The sequence below is a fragment of the Anabaena sp. FACHB-1237 genome, from assembly GCF_014696225.1.
In the GTDB taxonomy this organism is placed as follows: domain Bacteria; phylum Cyanobacteriota; class Cyanobacteriia; order Cyanobacteriales; family Nostocaceae; genus FACHB-1237.
Genome location: NZ_JACJPV010000017.1, coordinates 66,352 through 83,577, shown reverse-complemented (window position 1 = coordinate 83,577; position 17,226 = coordinate 66,352). Strand labels below are relative to the sequence as shown.

General features: G+C 34.0%; 15 protein-coding genes and 1 pseudogene. 7 read left to right on the top strand and 9 right to left on the bottom strand.

Features of this window, described 5'->3' with window-relative positions:
• Positions 1-81: 81 nt before the first annotated feature.
• Positions 82-1,548, bottom strand: a complete 1,467-nt coding sequence (locus tag H6F32_RS10870) for a site-specific integrase (RefSeq protein WP_190369348.1) — start codon at positions 1,546-1,548, stop codon at positions 82-84.
• Positions 1,549-1,666: 118 nt separating this feature from the next.
• Between H6F32_RS10870 and H6F32_RS10865 the strand changes: the two are divergent.
• Positions 1,667-2,767, top strand: a pseudogene (locus H6F32_RS10865) (nickel-dependent hydrogenase large subunit); the annotation flags it as partial.
• Positions 2,768-3,031: 264 nt separating this feature from the next.
• Positions 3,032-3,460: a hypothetical protein gene (locus tag H6F32_RS10860; RefSeq protein ID WP_190369347.1), complete on the top strand. Its 429-nt coding sequence runs from the start codon at positions 3,032-3,034 to the stop codon at positions 3,458-3,460.
• 313 nt (positions 3,461-3,773) lie between these two features.
• Here the strand turns inward: H6F32_RS10860 and H6F32_RS10855 are convergent, their stop codons facing one another.
• Positions 3,774-4,142, bottom strand: coding sequence for an SET domain-containing protein (locus H6F32_RS10855; RefSeq protein ID WP_190369346.1), 369 nt, complete (start codon positions 4,140-4,142; stop codon positions 3,774-3,776).
• A 327-nt stretch (positions 4,143-4,469) separates the two neighbouring features.
• On the opposite strand from H6F32_RS10855, the gene H6F32_RS10850 reads away from it, so the two are divergent.
• The gene (locus H6F32_RS10850; RefSeq protein ID WP_190369345.1) at positions 4,470-4,943 is read left to right on the top strand and encodes a hydrogenase maturation protease; all 474 of its coding nucleotides are present in this window, start codon (positions 4,470-4,472) and stop codon (positions 4,941-4,943) included.
• A 23-nt stretch (positions 4,944-4,966) separates the two neighbouring features.
• On the opposite strand, the gene H6F32_RS10845 is transcribed toward H6F32_RS10850, so the two are convergent.
• The 3 genes from H6F32_RS10845 to H6F32_RS10835 all read right to left on the bottom strand — a co-directional run bounded on the left by H6F32_RS10845 (position 4,967) and on the right by H6F32_RS10835 (position 7,715).
• Positions 4,967-5,341: a hypothetical protein gene (locus tag H6F32_RS10845; protein WP_190369344.1), complete on the bottom strand. Its 375-nt coding sequence runs from the start codon at positions 5,339-5,341 to the stop codon at positions 4,967-4,969.
• A gap of 1,157 nt (positions 5,342-6,498) precedes the next feature.
• Positions 6,499-7,095: a CBS domain-containing protein gene (locus H6F32_RS10840; protein WP_190369343.1), complete on the bottom strand. Its 597-nt coding sequence runs from the start codon at positions 7,093-7,095 to the stop codon at positions 6,499-6,501.
• Between the two features lie 467 nt (positions 7,096-7,562).
• Positions 7,563-7,715, bottom strand: coding sequence for a hypothetical protein (locus H6F32_RS10835; protein WP_190369342.1), 153 nt, complete (start codon positions 7,713-7,715; stop codon positions 7,563-7,565).
• 1,204 nt (positions 7,716-8,919) lie between these two features.
• On the opposite strand from H6F32_RS10835, the gene H6F32_RS10830 reads away from it, so the two are divergent.
• Together H6F32_RS10830 and H6F32_RS10825 are read left to right on the top strand one after the other, a co-directional pair.
• The gene (locus H6F32_RS10830; RefSeq protein ID WP_190369341.1) at positions 8,920-9,441 is read left to right on the top strand and encodes an NYN domain-containing protein; all 522 of its coding nucleotides are present in this window, start codon (positions 8,920-8,922) and stop codon (positions 9,439-9,441) included.
• A 106-nt stretch (positions 9,442-9,547) separates the two neighbouring features.
• On the top strand, positions 9,548-11,155 hold the full coding sequence (locus H6F32_RS10825; RefSeq protein ID WP_190369340.1) for a 2-isopropylmalate synthase: 1,608 nt from the start codon (positions 9,548-9,550) through the stop codon (positions 11,153-11,155).
• Positions 11,156-11,311: 156 nt separating this feature from the next.
• On the opposite strand, the gene recJ is transcribed toward H6F32_RS10825, so the two are convergent.
• The 3 genes from recJ to H6F32_RS10810 all read right to left on the bottom strand — a co-directional run bounded on the left by recJ (position 11,312) and on the right by H6F32_RS10810 (position 14,843).
• Positions 11,312-13,648, bottom strand: a complete 2,337-nt coding sequence (gene recJ / locus H6F32_RS10820) for a single-stranded-DNA-specific exonuclease RecJ (RefSeq protein ID WP_190369339.1) — start codon at positions 13,646-13,648, stop codon at positions 11,312-11,314.
• Positions 13,649-13,747: 99 nt separating this feature from the next.
• Positions 13,748-14,563: a PD-(D/E)XK nuclease family protein gene (locus H6F32_RS10815; protein ID WP_190369338.1), complete on the bottom strand. Its 816-nt coding sequence runs from the start codon at positions 14,561-14,563 to the stop codon at positions 13,748-13,750.
• A 76-nt stretch (positions 14,564-14,639) separates the two neighbouring features.
• A complete protein-coding gene (locus tag H6F32_RS10810; RefSeq protein ID WP_190369337.1) occupies positions 14,640-14,843 on the bottom strand; it encodes a hypothetical protein in 204 nt (67 codons plus the stop codon).
• A 414-nt stretch (positions 14,844-15,257) separates the two neighbouring features.
• Between H6F32_RS10810 and rpsN the strand changes: the two genes are divergently transcribed.
• Positions 15,258-15,560 (top strand): 30S ribosomal protein S14, encoded by a 303-nt coding sequence (rpsN, locus tag H6F32_RS10805; RefSeq protein WP_190369336.1) that lies wholly within the window; start codon positions 15,258-15,260, stop codon positions 15,558-15,560.
• Positions 15,561-15,766: 206 nt separating this feature from the next.
• Here rpsN and H6F32_RS10800 read toward each other — a convergent pair whose 3' ends face one another.
• A complete protein-coding gene (locus tag H6F32_RS10800) occupies positions 15,767-16,099 on the bottom strand; it encodes a hypothetical protein (RefSeq protein ID WP_190369335.1) in 333 nt (110 codons plus the stop codon).
• A 418-nt stretch (positions 16,100-16,517) separates the two neighbouring features.
• Here H6F32_RS10800 and aat point away from each other — a divergent pair, with 418 nt between their 5' ends.
• Positions 16,518-17,093 (top strand): leucyl/phenylalanyl-tRNA--protein transferase, encoded by a 576-nt coding sequence (gene aat, locus H6F32_RS10795; protein ID WP_190369365.1) that lies wholly within the window; start codon positions 16,518-16,520, stop codon positions 17,091-17,093.
• Positions 17,094-17,226: the final 133 nt, after the last annotated feature.

Sequence of the window (17,226 nt, the reverse complement as noted above, 5' to 3'; positions counted from 1 at the left end):
TCCTTTACCCGTTACACCAGAATAAATTTTTCCTGATAATGTTGTAGCTGGTGTCAGCGGTGGTAAAGCTGTTTTGCAGTCCTATAGATTTTCAGCAGCCGAGAATTTAAACTTTTCCACCTCAAACCTCAACTTTTCATTCTCCATCCTTAACGCCAAAATTTCATTCTTCTGCAACTCAATTAACGACCTTTGACTAATTACCTCACCAAAGGCTTTTTTCCTATTTTCAATCCCAAACCATCTTTGATAAGTCTTTGTATGTTCATCCACAGTATGACCTAAATTATCTGCTGCTGCTTTAATTGCTATTCCCTGAAGATGCGCTCTAATTGCACAAGCATGACGTAAATCATAAGGTTGAAATTCGATTCCCACTTTTCTAAACCATCTCGATATATCTCTTCGCATCCAATTAATATTTTGTACAGAGGCAATTTTTTCAACTTTTCTTGCTAAAATATTTAACGGTTTAGGATTTTTTAAATCAAATAATTCTACCCATTCAGTCACAAAAGGTATAACTTCTCTATATCCAGTTTTAGTATTTTTATTCACCTTCCAAGTATGGTCTATATTTTGGGGAGACATCCACCAATTAATATCCGGTTGTACAAATAATTCCCTTGGTCTTAATCCATAAGTCGCCAACATTCCATATACCCAACGCCACATTTCCCAAGTATCTATTTCATCACTAATATTTGTATTTTTCCGTTTGAGGGCGAATTTTTCAAAGAGGTAAAAACTAGATATTATTTTTTCATCATCCGGTATTTCTCGATAAGCAGGAATAACTTGCTCTCGTTTGACATCCAGTTGAAATCCTAAATTAAAGGTTTTTATCAAAACCGAACTTACTGCAATTAATTCATTTTTTTTATTACCATTAACTGAATTAATAACTTCTTCAAAATTTTCTTTAGTGGCTAAAATTGTTAAATCAAAGTTTCTTTTAATTACAGATATATAATTACTAAAAGTATTTTCACTGGTGATAGTTTTCTGACGAGTTTGATAATATTTTTCATCAAAATTATCTAATAATTCCCCAATAGTTTTAACTTCTTGTTTCTCTTTATTTCTAATTCCTAAATACTTCTCATTCCATTGGAAAGTATGACGAGCAATTAATTTACCTAACTCGTAACTTTCCTCAATGGCTGTTTTTAATCCCTCTAAATTTGCGGGTATTCCTAGAGATAAATCATACTGTTTTTTGGCTTTACCTAAATTACTATCTCCTGGTTTTAAAGGTAAGGTAGCACGTAATTGGAGAGAATTGCCAGTTTGTTTAATACTAACTTTTATTCTCTCCCTTTTTAAATTATTATTAGCTTCCACTAACTTCTGTTCAAAAACTGCTTGATACTGTAATTCCGTTGCTTTTATTTTCGCCATTGTTCCTCTATAGCTGCCATCTGTGGTGTTCTGCGGATCAAAGTCTGCAAACATATCTGTAAACCAGTCCTTTGAGTCTGCATTTGTATAGTTATCTGTAGATATGGAATATATACCTTCGTAATTACTCTGATTTTGTGCGTTCATTCCCTAAATATTCCCTTATTTATCAAAGCTGAAATAGTGAAAATAAAATGTTATTAGCGAGCAAAATTACCTGAAAAAATAAGTTCTTCAGTAACATTTCCAGCATATCACTAGTTACCATAGCAGTTATATGGTGCCTGGTGGTGTGATGTGCGCTCCCACTCTGACTGATATTACCCGCGCTTGGGGGATTTTAGAATATTTCCGCACCAATTGGTTAGAGCCAGTTTGGTTAGGTTGTTCTTTAGAAAGATATGAGGAAATTCAATCCTATGAAGATTTTATTAGATGGTTAAATGAAGATATTAACCATCGTGAATCTGATTTAGGTATTTATTGGCGCATGGGTTTAGATATAGGTTTAGATAGATTTGGTGGTGGTGTGGGTAAATATGTCACTTGGGGATATTTGCCCCATGAAGATAAGTATAATAAACCCACTATTGAAAATCGTAACGCTGCGTTAATTATGAAAAGTGGTGTTTATGATAGCGTTACTGATAGTCATAGTTTGATGGATCAGGCTGTTGTCCGTGAAAATTTAACCCACTCTTGGTATAATGAAGGTGTGGAAAATTGGCATCCGAGCGATCGCACTACATCACCTACTATTAACAACCAAAAAGACTTTAAAGGTGCTTATTCCTGGGCAAGTGCTGTACTGCATAAAGACTTTGGACGTTTAGAAGCTGGTCCCTTAGCCCGTCAATTAGTAGCAGGTGGTAAGCATGGAGAATCTTGGCAACATTATGATCCATTTATACTAGATGTGTTCAAAAAAATGGGCGGTCCTAATGTGCATATTCGCCAATTAGCGCGAGTTCATGAAGTTGTCAAATTATACCGTCAAGCGGAACGTTGTTTGAGAGAGTTTAATCTTAATGAACCTTGGTATATTAAGCCCCAAGAAAAAGACGGAAAAGGTTGGGGCGCAACGGAAGCAGCCAGAGGTGCTTTATGTCATTGGGTAGAAATAGAAGATAGTAAAATTAAACAATACCAAGTAATTGCTCCAGGTACATGGAATATTGGACCCCGTGACGGTGGTGGTCAACTTGGTCCAATTGAAGAGGCGTTAATAGGTACACGCATTATAGACCCGAAAGATCCTGTAGAAGTAGGTCATGTAGCGCGTTCTTTCGATTCCTGTTTAGTTTGTACTGTTCATGCCCATGATGCTAAAACTGGAGAGGAATTAGCCCGGTTTAGAACTGCTTAATTTTGTGTCATATACGTATTATTTGTATATTTTATTGTGCGTTAGCTAGTATAAGTATCTCATGCAAATGGATTATTTACTACTAACGCACCATAAGAATATATGAGTGAGGTATATAGATTCATTTATTGTCAGTTCTATGACAAAAACTCTCTCAAAATTGAGATAGGCTAGTTTTGAATGAATAAATTGTTAACTGTTAATTAATAATTATTAACTGTTAACTATTAACCCCTAATTAATAATTACTAATGGTAGCTGCTTGTGTCTAATGTAGAACTATACAAATATCTTCCTCAAGTCCCTGAAATTGCTTTAAAGGAGTTTATAGAATGGTGTGTTTTAGAACAATCTAAAGCTGCCGGTTTAGAATTTAAACCTGATCAAAATAAGTTGAAAAACTTAGAAACTCCAGATTATGTAAAACAATTAATTGACCAATTTATGAAAGTTAGACCTGACCCCATTCGGGCTGGTTTAGTGGCGGTAATTGCTGGACAACAAGCAGATAAGCATGAGTTATCAGGTATTCCTGCTATTGTTGATTTTGTTTCTTTGTATGTGAAATTTTTAATTCCTAAAGATGGTACAAACCCTGAAGAAGCTGAGGGAATATTAAATAAGGCTACACAACATCAACTTGAGCAATTAACAGAAATTGCTAAAAAACATGGTGTAAGTTTAAGTTTATAGTTTTTGTAGGGTGGGAAATACTCACCCAGAAAAATAATTATTATTATAATTGTACCTTCTGTTAAGCGAAGCGCGAGTAAAACGGGCAATATTGGCTTTCCTAGTGTCAAACTAACCTAGTTCATTTTAATAGCGTCTATGATAGGTAAGTAAACTATTTTAGTTTTGTTTGTATTTCTTTTCTTCTATATATCTATCAGTGTTTTGCAGAATTTTAGTTAAATGTTCCACTATTTTATTTTTTTCATCAACTATCTGATTCCAAGAACTTGAATTTGAAGCATCAGAGAAGGAAATACCTTAAAACTCAGCCTTACTCATCCACATCAAACCACACTGGCGATAAATTATCCACAGAACCATTATAATTAATCGTAATTTCCTGACCTTCTCGAATATATTTATGGGCAATAATATCAATCACATTTTTAGCAAAATTCTTAATATAAACCGCATTAGGATGATAAGAATGATTAAATAAAGAAGAAAAACCTAAACCGATCGCTCCACTTTCTCCATGCCAACCAAAATAATAATTTAATAATACCGTTTTAGTAATTAACTTAACCTGTTGTTTAGGAATAATAATAACTGCTGCTGTTTCAATTAAATCTCCTGGAGCAAAATCTTGCTGGGCAAATACACCTCTGCCTTTATTTTTTGTCTCTCGAAATACTAGCATATATCAATTATAATTTAGGGGCAAAAAAGCTATCAGTAAATTAGTATGGTGCGTCAGATATTAAGAATCTATTTAGTTACATGGTTTATGTTGTCTGACGCACCCTACAACTGAATGCTTACCTATTATCTTTATTCTTACAGATTCTAAACCTTTTGAAAATGAGTATTTACTAACAAAATTCACAACAGATCCGCCCAGATCCCGGACTTATTTAAGAAGTCCGGGATCTGAAAATATTTTTTAGATATTTTTCGGATATTTTTCAGAATTTATTGTGCAAAATTGAAAAGATTTATGTTAGGATAAATATCCCAGGATAAAGTTATGCTTACCATTATTGGCTGCGGAAATCTTAATCGTAATGATGACGCTGTAGGGGTAATTATTGCCCAACGTTTACAGCAATATCTAGCAAAAAATGTTCACCCCCAAATCCGCGTTTTTGATTGTGGAACGGCAGGAATGGAAGTGATGTTTCAAGCTAGAGGAAGTAAAAAATTAATTATTGTTGATGCTAGTTGCACAGGGTCACAACCAGGTGCTATATTTAAAGTCCCAGGTGATGAATTAGAAGGTCTACCTGAACCTAGTTATAATCTCCATGATTTCCGTTGGGATCATGCGATCGCTATTGGGAAAAAAATCTTTGTAGATGATTTTCCCCAAGATGTGACAGTTTATTTAATTGAAGCAGAAAATTTAGATTTTGGACTAGATTTAAGTCCGGTAGTCCAACATTCTGCTAATTTAGTTTGTGCCGAACTAATTAACATTATCCAGCAGAATGTTAGTCCTTGATGAACAATTTTTCAACCAAAATCTTATGCCCAATCACGATAAACTGGTAATTCATCCACCCTCATTTCAAAAGGTACAGTTTGAGTATCAGGAGGACAAACCCGAATTTTGGCACTGCTGACAATGCCGTGTAAAACATTGGCCATTGGCACAATTTGCTGTAAAATTTGCCAATTAGTCATTTGATCTGGACATTCAATAACTACAGTTAAAATACTGGCGTGAGTAGTGGTATACCAGCGACATTTACAGAGTAAAGTTTGCAGAATGCGATCGCATCCTTCATAAAAGTATTTGCTAATAGAATTTTCCAACTGCTGACGCAGAAAAATATCTGCTGATGTGGGTTGGATATGATGTCCATCGTCAGCACGAAATTGAAATTCTTTTCTTGCCATTGTTCTTATTTTCCCTCTTGATTTACCTATTTACTTAGCCATGACCTACCAATTACTAATTTGAAGAGGATGAAGCTATAGATTCCCCATGAAAACATTGAATAGAACGCCTATTTTTTACAGTGTAAAAAGCGTTCTCGATGAAAATTAGAACTTACACAACTGACACATTTATGGTAGGATGCGTCAGATTTAACAATCTGTTTAGTTACAGAATTTATGGAGTCTGACGCACCCTACAGTAAGTCCTAAAAATAAACTGCGTCAGATTTAACAATCTGTTTAGTTACAGAATTTATGCAGTCTGACGCACTCACACATTTTTAGTAGGGTGCGTCAGATTTAACAATCTGTTTAGTTACAGAATTTATGGAGTCTGACGCACCCTACAGTAAGTCCTAAAAATAAAATTGAGGATGTGTTATATTTGACTGGTGACTGAGTTAATCAGATATGACTTGATAGGTATCTTGCACAAATTTATTCCCACAGAAAATAGTTAGTTCCGTATACAAAAGGAATTTTTCTCCTCAAATATGGTACTAACTTTTTCTGCACTGCTCCCGATAGGATGTAACCAGTAATAAACTTCTGATTTTGCTAACCTAAACCGGTATGAGATTAAGTTTATCAAAATTCAAGGATAATTGGATGTTTTTTTCGTAAAGAAAAGCTGAAGTTATTATAGAACTTAATATCATATAAACAATGTTCAAATAATGTACAAATCAAATAATGTTTACGAGAGCATTAGTAATAAATATCTAAAACTCCATAACACAAATAACGCCCATAGTAGAGATTGGCGGAAAAAACCAACTATTCTAAATCGTTAAAAAGCCTATAACGTCTTAGTTTCGACTTTTGAATGCATGACTTCCGCTTTGCGGTAATAGATCCCCGACTTCTTCAAAAAGTTGGGGATCTTATTTTGAGAAAATTACTTGATCAAATTAATTAAACAATGCTAAAATAACCTCAGAACCAAAGTGTTCTCTATCATATTTCCCGATCTATGTCATACACCTCCAATGTGTTTTATCATAAATGGGGAGAAATACTAAATTAGCTAGAGAATCACTGTGATTCTGAGGGAATAGATTAGTTAGTCAAACTCAAAGTTTGTAAGACTTTGTAGAACTAATTCAGTGAGTTGACTAACGTACACCTGCGAGTTGTTTGTCTTCAGAGAACAGTTCTCTAGCTGTTTTCTCAGATCTGGGTACACCGTAAAAAGTAGCTTCTGCTTCTAACTCATCTACCATATCCCAAGCCTCAATTGCGCGTTTAGAATCTGAACCATAATTAGCAGCAATTGAACGAGCTTCAGCGATCGCTTTTTGTAGCTCAGTCCGCAAGAACTTTAATTTTGGTTTATCTACAAAGTTACCTTTAGTGATAATATCAGTAACAGAGATAATGCCTAATAGTTCACCTTGAATAACGGGCGCACGCCATACACCAGTGTTAGCAAATAAACGTGCTACATATTCAACTTCTAGGTCAGGGTTAACAACAATACAGGGTTTGGTCATGACTTCATAAACATGAACCCGATCAGTATCTTTACCAAAAGCAGCAACTTTACCAACGATATCCATTTCAGTAATCATACCGTAAGCATCGCCACTGTGACGGGGTTCAACAACCAAAGCACGCAGACCTTTGAGACGCATTAATTTGACTGCTTCAGTGATGGTAGCAGCACCGCGAATAGTGGCTACATCTTGAGTCATAATATTTCTAGCTCTCATGATTCCTGCTCCTTAAATTCAATTCAAGTATTTAAGTTGGTCATTGCTAAACTGTTGGGAGTCTTTTCCACCTATTCAACATCATGAGCGACTACAATAATTAAATATTTATACTGTTATCGAACTATTAATTTCTGTGTGTAACCTTAATCAATTCGATAATTTTTCCTATAAGATTTACGCAGCTATTCTTGATAATTGTGGGATCAATTTCCTGGTTTAATACAGGAAGTTGAATCATAAGTAATCGCTGTTAGTTGAGGTTGAGGTTTCTTGAAACTCTTTCAACTATTTAGCTTACTTATATATTATCACTCTCACCCCAATAAAATATGAATCATTTATAAAGATCCTGCTATTTTTGAACATAAATCAGATTAAAAAATAGTTAACTCAAGTACAGATGAAAATTATGGATAAATTATAGGAGACTTTTGAGAAATTGGATATTAGGATTTGTTGAAGTCTCAAAAAATAATATCCTCAACTTTCAGATCCCCCAAAACCACTGTTAAAGTACCCTTTAACCAATAACTCCAAAGTAAGACCTGTAACTGTCGTCCTGCCTTGACAACATTGGTAGATTTTTCAGTTATACTGGAGGCAGGCTTTTCTGCCATATTATATTATGTTAATTTTTTAATGTATTAAAATGTATTAATATAAAATAGATGTCAGTAGAAGAGTTATTACTAGTTATTATTACAAGCTATTACAAGCTATCTTGATTTCTATGCTCACTTGATCATCATCCTTGACAATTTTACTGAAATGTTTAACCTCAGATGATATTTTACCAGTATATTTACTACTAGTTAATCTCTATGTTACTGTATTAAGCTGAGTCAGATATATAAGTAAGATATATAAGAGGTATATAACTTTATATATAAATTTACCTGATGATCTATCATTCTCAGATTCTATACTAAAAATATACTACAAACACTGGACTTAAAGACTACATCAGTAGTTTAGCAGCCAATTAGATGAGAAGATCGTCATATTTCTTAATATCTCTTAATATTTTGTGTAAGTTTTTTCCTGCACAGTATTCTAAGTGGAAGTGAAATATTGGTAATTATTCCCAGTCCAGATGATATTTGGGGCAAATTAGTGTAAAAATCTAGTTATGGGGATCAGGGTTATTTACTCCTAGATCCCATAAAATACCTATTTAGGAGTAAAATTAAATGTTATATAATTCAGCATGATGTTACTAAGTCAAATTTATCTTTAATTTATGGGCAAATTGGCTTAGATAACATCCTTAGTAAAAAACGGAGGTAAATAAATTTCTTTATCTAATCTCAACCTGAATACACAGGACAAAACTTAGGTTGAAAAAGGTAAAATAATACAGCAAAATTGAGAAGTTATAACTGACAAAATCAGGAGAAAAACTATCTTAAAAATTGGGTTTTATAGTGAAATTTTTTACTTCATTTACCGATGATCTGTTGTATATAGTAATTGCGAGGTAATTAAGAGAAAAAACTGATGGTAAGAATCAAAAAATATCCAGATTTTTGCTGATATTAGTTTATAAAAGTTAGCTATTGCTGCTATTATATATACATCCAGTACAATTTCAATTTGTGGAGTAAACAATCAGAATCAAAGATTTAAAGAGGCTGTAGCCAGAAAATACCGCAAAATTTCCCGAAAATTTTAACTTAAATTCTTTAAATTAAATTCTGGAAAAACACAATGATAAAAAGCTGTAGTTATTTACCTGATAGATATAGCCAAATTAACATTAAATAATTGCTATAATCTATGTTTCCCTCTAACATTCTTATCTATTATTAGGTGTAAATTTTTATGGGTTTTCCAATGAGTCGTCTGTCTATTTTTGTAGATGGAAACAATATGTTCTATGCTCAACAAAAAAATGGTTGGTTTTTTGATCCTAGAAGAGTATTAGAATATTTTAAATATGAACAGTCAGAAACGACATTAATCAATGCTTTCTGGTACACTGGGTTAAAAGATCCACAGGATCAAAGAGGCTTTAGAGATGCGTTGATTAGTTTGGGATATACTGTAAGAACGAAGATCCTCAAAGAATACTATGATGATGCTTCAGGACGATATTCCCAAAAGGCAAATTTGGATATTGAAATTGTTGTAGATATGTTTAATACAGTAGATCAATATGACCGAGTGGTGCTATTTAGTGGAGATGGGGACTTTGAAAGAGCGATAGAACTATTAAGGTCAAAAAATACTCATATCACAGTAGTGTCCACGGAAGGAATGATCGCTAGAGAGTTGAGAAATGCTACGGATAGATATATAGACTTGAACGATATTAGAGATAGAATAGAAAAAACTGACGGTTAATAGTCTCCAGTAGTGAAAAATCACTAAAATCACTAATTTGAAAAGTTCAGAGTTAATCTTACCTATTTTATTCAGCAAACTTTCACAAATAAACAACATCAAATCTATGCAGCAAACAAACCAAACAGAGAAAACAGACAGAATCATTATATTCGATACTACCCTGCGCGATGGAGAACAATGTCCAGGGGCAACTTTAAATATAGAGGAAAAATTAGTCATTGCTAAACAATTAGCTAGATTAGGTGTAGATATTATAGAAGCTGGATTTGCTTTTGCTAGTCCTGGTGATTTTGAGGCGGTTCATAAAATAGCTCAAACTGTGGGAACAGAAACAGGTCCGGTAATTTGTAGTTTAGCTAGAGCTAGACAGGATGATATTAAAGCTGCCGCAGAAGCAATTAAACCCGCAGTCAAGGGGAGAATACATACGTTTATAGCAACTTCCGATATTCACTTGCAATATAAGCTGAAAAAAAGTAGACCAGAAGTGATAGCGATCGCCGAAGAAATGGTGGCTTATGCTAAAAGTTTCACCAATGATGTAGAATTTTCTCCAGAAGATGCAGGTAGGTCTGATCCAGAATTTTTGTATCAAGTATTGGAAAGAGCGATCGCTGCTGGCGCGACCACAGTTAATATCCCTGATACAGTAGGATATACCACCCCCAGTGAATTTGGGGCAATCATCAAAGGAATTAAAGAGAACGTCCCCAACATAGATCAAGCCATTATTTCCGTTCATGGCCATAATGATTTAGGATTGGCAGTAGCTAACTTCTTAGAAGCCGTGAAAAATGGGGCAAGACAGCTAGAATGTACTATTAATGGTATTGGAGAACGGGCAGGAAACGCCGCCTTAGAAGAATTAGTCATGGCCTTGCACGTGCGTAGACAATACTTTAACCCATTCTTTGGTCGTCATGAAGATTCACAGACATCATTAACTAATATAGACACCAAACAAATATATAAAACCTCCCGTTTGGTTTCTAACCTCACAGGAATGTTAGTACAGCCTAATAAAGCCATAGTTGGCGCTAATGCCTTTGCTCACGAGTCCGGTATTCATCAAGATGGAGTTTTGAAAAATAAACTCACTTATGAAATTATGGACGCGCAGTTAATTGGATTAACAGACAATCAAATTGTATTGGGTAAACATTCTGGTAGAAATGCTTTTAGATCCAGATTGAAAGAATTAGGCTTTGAATTATCAGATAATGATATCAACAAAGCGTTTGTACGCTTTAAGGAAGTAGCGGACAAAAAGAAAGAAATCTCTGATTGGGATTTAGAAGCTATAGTTAATGATGAGATTCAACAAGCGCCAGATTTATTTAAAGTGGAACTAGTGCAGGTTTCCTGTGGTAGTAAAGCACAACCTACTGCAACAGTGACATTACGCACTCCATCAGGAGAAGAATTAACAGATGCTGCGATTGGTACAGGTCCAGTGGATGCAGTTTATAAAGCAATTAATCGTGTAGTTAAAGTACCGAATGAATTGATTGAATTTTCTGTACAATCTGTCACCGAAGGAATTGATGCTTTAGGAGAAGTGACAATTCGCCTGCGGCATCAATCCCGTGTATTTTCAGGTCATGCAGCCAATACAGATATTATTGTAGCTTCTGCTCAGGCTTACGTGAATGCACTGAATAGATTGTATGCTGCATTACAGCAAGAAGTTAAAGAAGAAGTAACCGCGTAATATCAGAGTGGGTTAGTTGAATAACTAACCCATGTTTTAATAAACCAGGACAGGAAGAAGAGAGAGTATTAGGGATTTAGTCCAGTTAGTTCGTAGTTGGGCTTTAGCCCAAAACAAATAATCATTGCAGGCAAGATGCCTGCACCACAATAGGAACTACAATATATTATTAGCAATAATTGGCAGGGGAACAGTAGCAAAATATTCTTGTTGAAATTGTTCTTCTTGTACTGCATTTAAAAATTGCATTACAGCATGATCTATAATATTTTGCGGATAATTAATAGTTTCGCAATGTACTGGTAAATTGATTTGTAAATGAGTATCTTGTCTTTGAATCATAAACCCTAAATATTTTAGGGCATTAAATCCTAAATATAAACTTTTATCAGTAATTCCTAATTTTTCTAATAGTTGAACACGAGTAACTACTTGATTTGTGCGACTCAGATATTTAGCTATTCCTACTAAAGTTAGCCAAATATCTGTAGGAGGAACTTGATCAGGATTTTTCCAAGCCATGGCCAGTTGTTTTTGATCATAGATTGCTTTTTTCCACCACATTCTTAAATCATGCCATTGAGTAGGACAACTTTTCATAATCAATATTGATTTTCTGGAATCTTCTATTAAATCTGAATAATCTTGATTGCGCCAATCTATAATATTTGTGATCAGAGTATTTTGATCATCTGTGGTTATTTCTGTATCTGTGACAGAACCTATTGCTATTAATCTAATTTCATAACGTTTTTTAAAACTATTAAAATCAATTTCTGCAATACAATCACATCTACCTAAAGGTAATTCATCCTTATAGTGTCCCCACCAAATACCAGGAAAAGGATTAGTAGTAGAATCATCCTTAATATCAAATTCAGCCTTAATATAAGCCACTGCATTACCTTGTAAATCTTTTTGATTACGATGCCAGGCATTTTCAAACCAACAGTTTTTAATTAATAATTTGGGAATAGGATTACCCATACCACAAGGTTCTAAAATTTTCAATTCTAAAAATAAATCTTTACCTAAATCTGCCACTGTGACAACTAAATCAGCTTGAATAGTGGGACTGAGATCAATTCCTCCCAAAGATGCCCGTAATTTCTGGTTAATTGCATGAGTAAATAACGGGATATTTTCTACTAGTAAACTCAATCCTGCGGCAAACGGATGTCCGCCAAAACGATGTAATAAATGGGCTTGTTCTTTGACTAATTGATACAAATCAACAGAATTTATAGAACGGGCAGATCCTCTGGCAAATTTTGGGGCTTCTGGGCTATTTTCTGAAGAATCTGTACTTAATAAAATCGTAGGTTTTCCTGTTTCTTGGGCAATTTGTCCCGCAACTAAACCTAAAATTCCTGTCGGCCATTGTGCATCTGCTAATACTATAATGCTGGTAGTTGATAAGTCTAATTGACTTAATTTTTTAGTAACTTGTGTTTGGACATCTTTTTGTAAAGACTTTCTTCTGGTATTGGCTAATTCTGTTTCTATGGCCAATTGCTGACAATGCTGTATATCGCCACTAGTTAATAATTCCACACAGAAACTAGCATCTCCATAAATGCGACTAACGGCGTTAATTCGTGGTCCTAAACCAAAGGAAATATCTGTGGGGCGATCGCCATTTTTCTGGCACAAGTCTAATAATTTACCTATTCCTGGTCTTCTTCTTTCTCGTTCAGGTTTTTTATAATCACTGTGTAATTTTTCAATTCCTAATTGTGCTAAATAACGACAATCTCCACTTAATTGAACTAAATCTGCAATTAATCCCACTGCTACTAAATCTAATAAATCAGTGACAGGTTTTTCTGGGATATCTGGCAACTTTTGATATAATGCTTCTACTAATTTATAGGCCACTGCCACACCAGAAAGATGATATAAAGGATGACTATTTTCTAAATATCGTGGATTAATAATTGCTACTACTGGTGGACGTTGTTCTGGTAAAGTATGATGATCGGTAATAATGATATCTATACCTAAATTTTGGGCATAAATTATCTCTTCTAAATTAGTGCTTCCTGTGTCACAAGTGACAATTAATTTATAACCTTGACTAGCTAAATTATCAATCCCTGATTTATTTAAACCATGAGATTCTTTGAGACGATTAGGAATATAATAAGTTAATTGTTGATGTTGAGTAAAAAACTCTCCTAAACCATCCCATAATACTGCTGTAGATGTAATTCCATCTGCATCAAAATCTCCCCAAATAGCTATTTTTTCGTTATTTTTACCCGCAGCAATTAACCTTTCCACAGCTAATAATATTTCTGTTCCAAATTCCTGATAACTCGCAGGTTGATATAATTGATGATTAATAAAACTTGTTAATTTTGCTTCATCTTTTATACCACGTTGCCAAAGTAATTGGGATGCGAACATACCATTTATTGTTGGTGCGTGTTTTCTAACTAGATGAATAAACCATTGGGGAGGTTGTTCTGATGTTTTTAAAATCCATTGCATAATATTACAAGATTAATGATAGATTTGTGATAGATGATAGCTATTATAGGAGTCAGATCACCGACTTCTCTAAGAAGTCATGGATCTTGTTTTTGATAACTAATTTAGGATTGATATAGATATTTCTTGAATCTTTTCCAAATTGGAAATATCATGATTTATCCCTTGATGATTATTTTGATTTTCTTGAGGTTGACATTGACTATTATAAGGACAAGATTCGCAAATTTTGACTTGTTCTGTTTGAGGAAATGGTACATTATTTTGGTAATTTTCTAACCAATCGTTTAAATTATTTAATATTTGCTTTAATTCTTTTGTGGTTTGTTGATGTTGTTTTTCATCATATAGCAATTTAACATAGTTGATTTTATTTTTACTATCCACAAACCAATAAGTCATAGAAATATTATCTAATAAATAATTACTAGTTTCTGCTAAGACATACATATAAAGACGAGTTTGCCAATTTTTGCGTAATTTTTGTGACTTTGGTACGTTTTGGTAAGTTTTCCAGTCAAGAATATAGGCTTGGCTTTCATCAGCAATTAATAAATCATAAACCACAGTGAATAAATAATTATCTAATTTCCAAGTGCGGTAATGTTCACTTTCTCTAAAAATTTGCTGTTCACTATTCAGGATAAAAATATCTGGAGACATATCATAAAATGTTTTCATCCAGGTTTTTAATTTGGGATTTTGTTGCACTAAATTATCAATTGGTAAACCCATTTCCTTCTGCTGCATTAATAAGTGAAACTGAGTTCCTAATGTTTGTTTTTCTTGATATTCAGGATGTGAAGGTAGATTAATTTGTTCTAAATATGTGTTTTGAAATTTGCGGGGACAGGTTGTAATGGTATTGAGATGAGATTGAGAGAGTCTGAATATTTCAGGATGATTTGATAACATAATGTAAGTTGGAAATTAACAATAGAATTAGTAGGTACTTGGCAATACTTTTACAGTAGTTGGGCAAATAGCCATTTCATAAGCAACCAAAGCGATCGCCTAAACCTTTGAGTATCATATTTTGTGCGATCGCATCACGGGGTATCAACACATAAACCCAAGGTTTACCATTATGTTTTAACATATAATCAGAAGCATATTTACACCATTTAACCGCTACATTTTTCTTAGTAACCACTTGAGGATCATCTATTTCATCTCGATTCAACCAATTCAACAAAAGGGTGATATTAGTATTTAACTACTTGCAGAATAGACAAAACCCCTTTTTTGATAATATTACACCAGTTTTCAGGTAAATAAGCCACAGTGGTTGAACCAGTTGAGGGAATCATCTTCTGTAATATAATTAACTGCAATTGTCATCGCTTCATTGAGGGATTCTAAATTTTCTGGCTTAACTACATGAGAATCGCTGTAATTTGCATTAGGTATGCCAGCAAGATGCTTGCACTACTTTAATGTCATTTATTTACACATATTTGATGTAAGTATAAACAGTTTGATTGCTTGATATGTTGACTATGTGAAAATTATTCTGGAATTATTCTTAATTTTCTGACTAATTTTCTAGCTAATAGCCACCACTTATAGTATTATGGAAAATAGTGTCTTTAATTAGATTAGAGAATTTATGGCTAAAAAGAGCATGATTGAGCGCGAAAAGAAACGCGCTAAGTTAGTAGAAAAATATGCTGCAAAGCGTGAAGCGTTGTTAGAAGAGTTTAGAACAGCGGAATCTCCCCTAGATAAACTAGAAGTACACCGTAAAATTCAACAGTTACCCCGCAATAGTGCGCCTAATCGTCGTCAAAACCGTTGTTGGTTAACCGGTCGTCCTAGAGGTGTTTATCGTGACTTCGGACTGTCCCGAAATGTACTTAGAGAATGGGCGCATCAAGGCTTATTACCCGGGGTTGTTAAGTCTAGCTGGTAAGAGTATCGGTATTTATAATCCGCATCTACACAAACAAAGCCCATATAAAAGAACCCACATAAGATGGGTTAAAAATTAATAAACTTTTATTGTTTGTTATTAATTTTTATTGATTGGTTTCCGTAGCAGGAAGTAGTTTGTGTAGTTGCGAATTATCTGCGCCGGAATTTTACAAAAATTGGAAAAATTGGAAAATTTGTAGCAGTTTATGATTGGCCACAGCAATGATCAATACCTAAACTTTCTAAGAGTATATCGCTAACAGCATTGGCGATCGCAAATTCACCAAAAAAACTCTTAGAAAAATCAAAAGATTGCATTTCTGTAACAATAGCAATTACTAAACAACCTAAGTCATTTTCTCCTTCCATACGTTGTCTAACAAAAATCTGAGATGCGCGTTGAGCTATTTTTTGATTAATGGCTTCAGGAATAAATTCCTCATCAAGCCACTTTAACAAATTATTTTGTAACCACTCCCCTTCTAATTCAGGGTTTTCCGAGATTGGTAAAACAATGGACGGAATTGGTTCTATCATGATTATATCTTAAAGAGCTATTTACTAGAGTTATTTTAGTTGTAGGGTGCGTCAGATATCAAGAATTTGCTTATTGATATAATTTATGCTGTCTGTTGTAAGCTGTAGGGTGCGTCAGATATCAAGAATTTGCTTATTGACATAATTTATGCTGTCTGACGCACTAATGTGTTAGTTGCGTTAGTTGCGTAAGTCCTTTTAGATTGTATAGTAATGATTGGGGAGATGACAACATAGATAAGCTGTTGTGCCTTTAACTTGAATAATTAATACAAGCAAGATGCTTGTGCTACTGTAACTTCAGGTTTTTTAATTATACAGTGAGTGCTGCACATTAGCTTATCCAATATATCTAATAATTGTCAGTTTTGTGACTGATAACCTAGTACCTACTATAGATTTTTTTGATGTTTTAATTATGCAATATGATGTAGCTAGTATTATTAGAGGTTATGCTCAAGGTTATTTTCTCATGGCTGATGATGATGATAACTTGGGATGGTATGGAAGTAATGAACGGACTTTAATCCCCTTAGATGATAGATTTCGCTATCCTAAATCATTACAAAGGGTTCTGAATCAAAATCGGTTTCAAGTAGCTATAAATCGTGATTTTTTAGCTGTGGTTACTGGTTGTGCGAACCGTAAACCTACATGGATTTCTCCCTCGTTACAAGAGATTTATTGGTTATTATATCAGACGGGTTACGCCTATAGTTTTGAAACTTGGCAAGATGATAAATTAGCTGGGGGAATTTTAGGTATTGTGATTGGTAGTGCTTTTATTGGGGAATCAATGTTTTTTAACATTCCTGAAGGTTCTAAAGTGGCTATGGTAAAATTAGTGGAAAGATTAAGAATCAAAGAATTTAAGTTATTTGATGCTCAAATGATGAATCCTCATTTAGCTAGATTTGGTGCTTATATTGTGGATGATGATGAATATAATAGTTTATTAAAAATGGCGCTACAAATTCCTTGTTCCTTGATTTAAAACAGATCAAAAAATCAGGATATTTTTACCAAGTAAGCTGTTGTGCCTTTAAGTTGAATAATTAATACAAGCAAGATGCTTGTGCTACTGTAACTTCAGGTTTTTTAATTATACAGTGAGTGCTGCACATTAG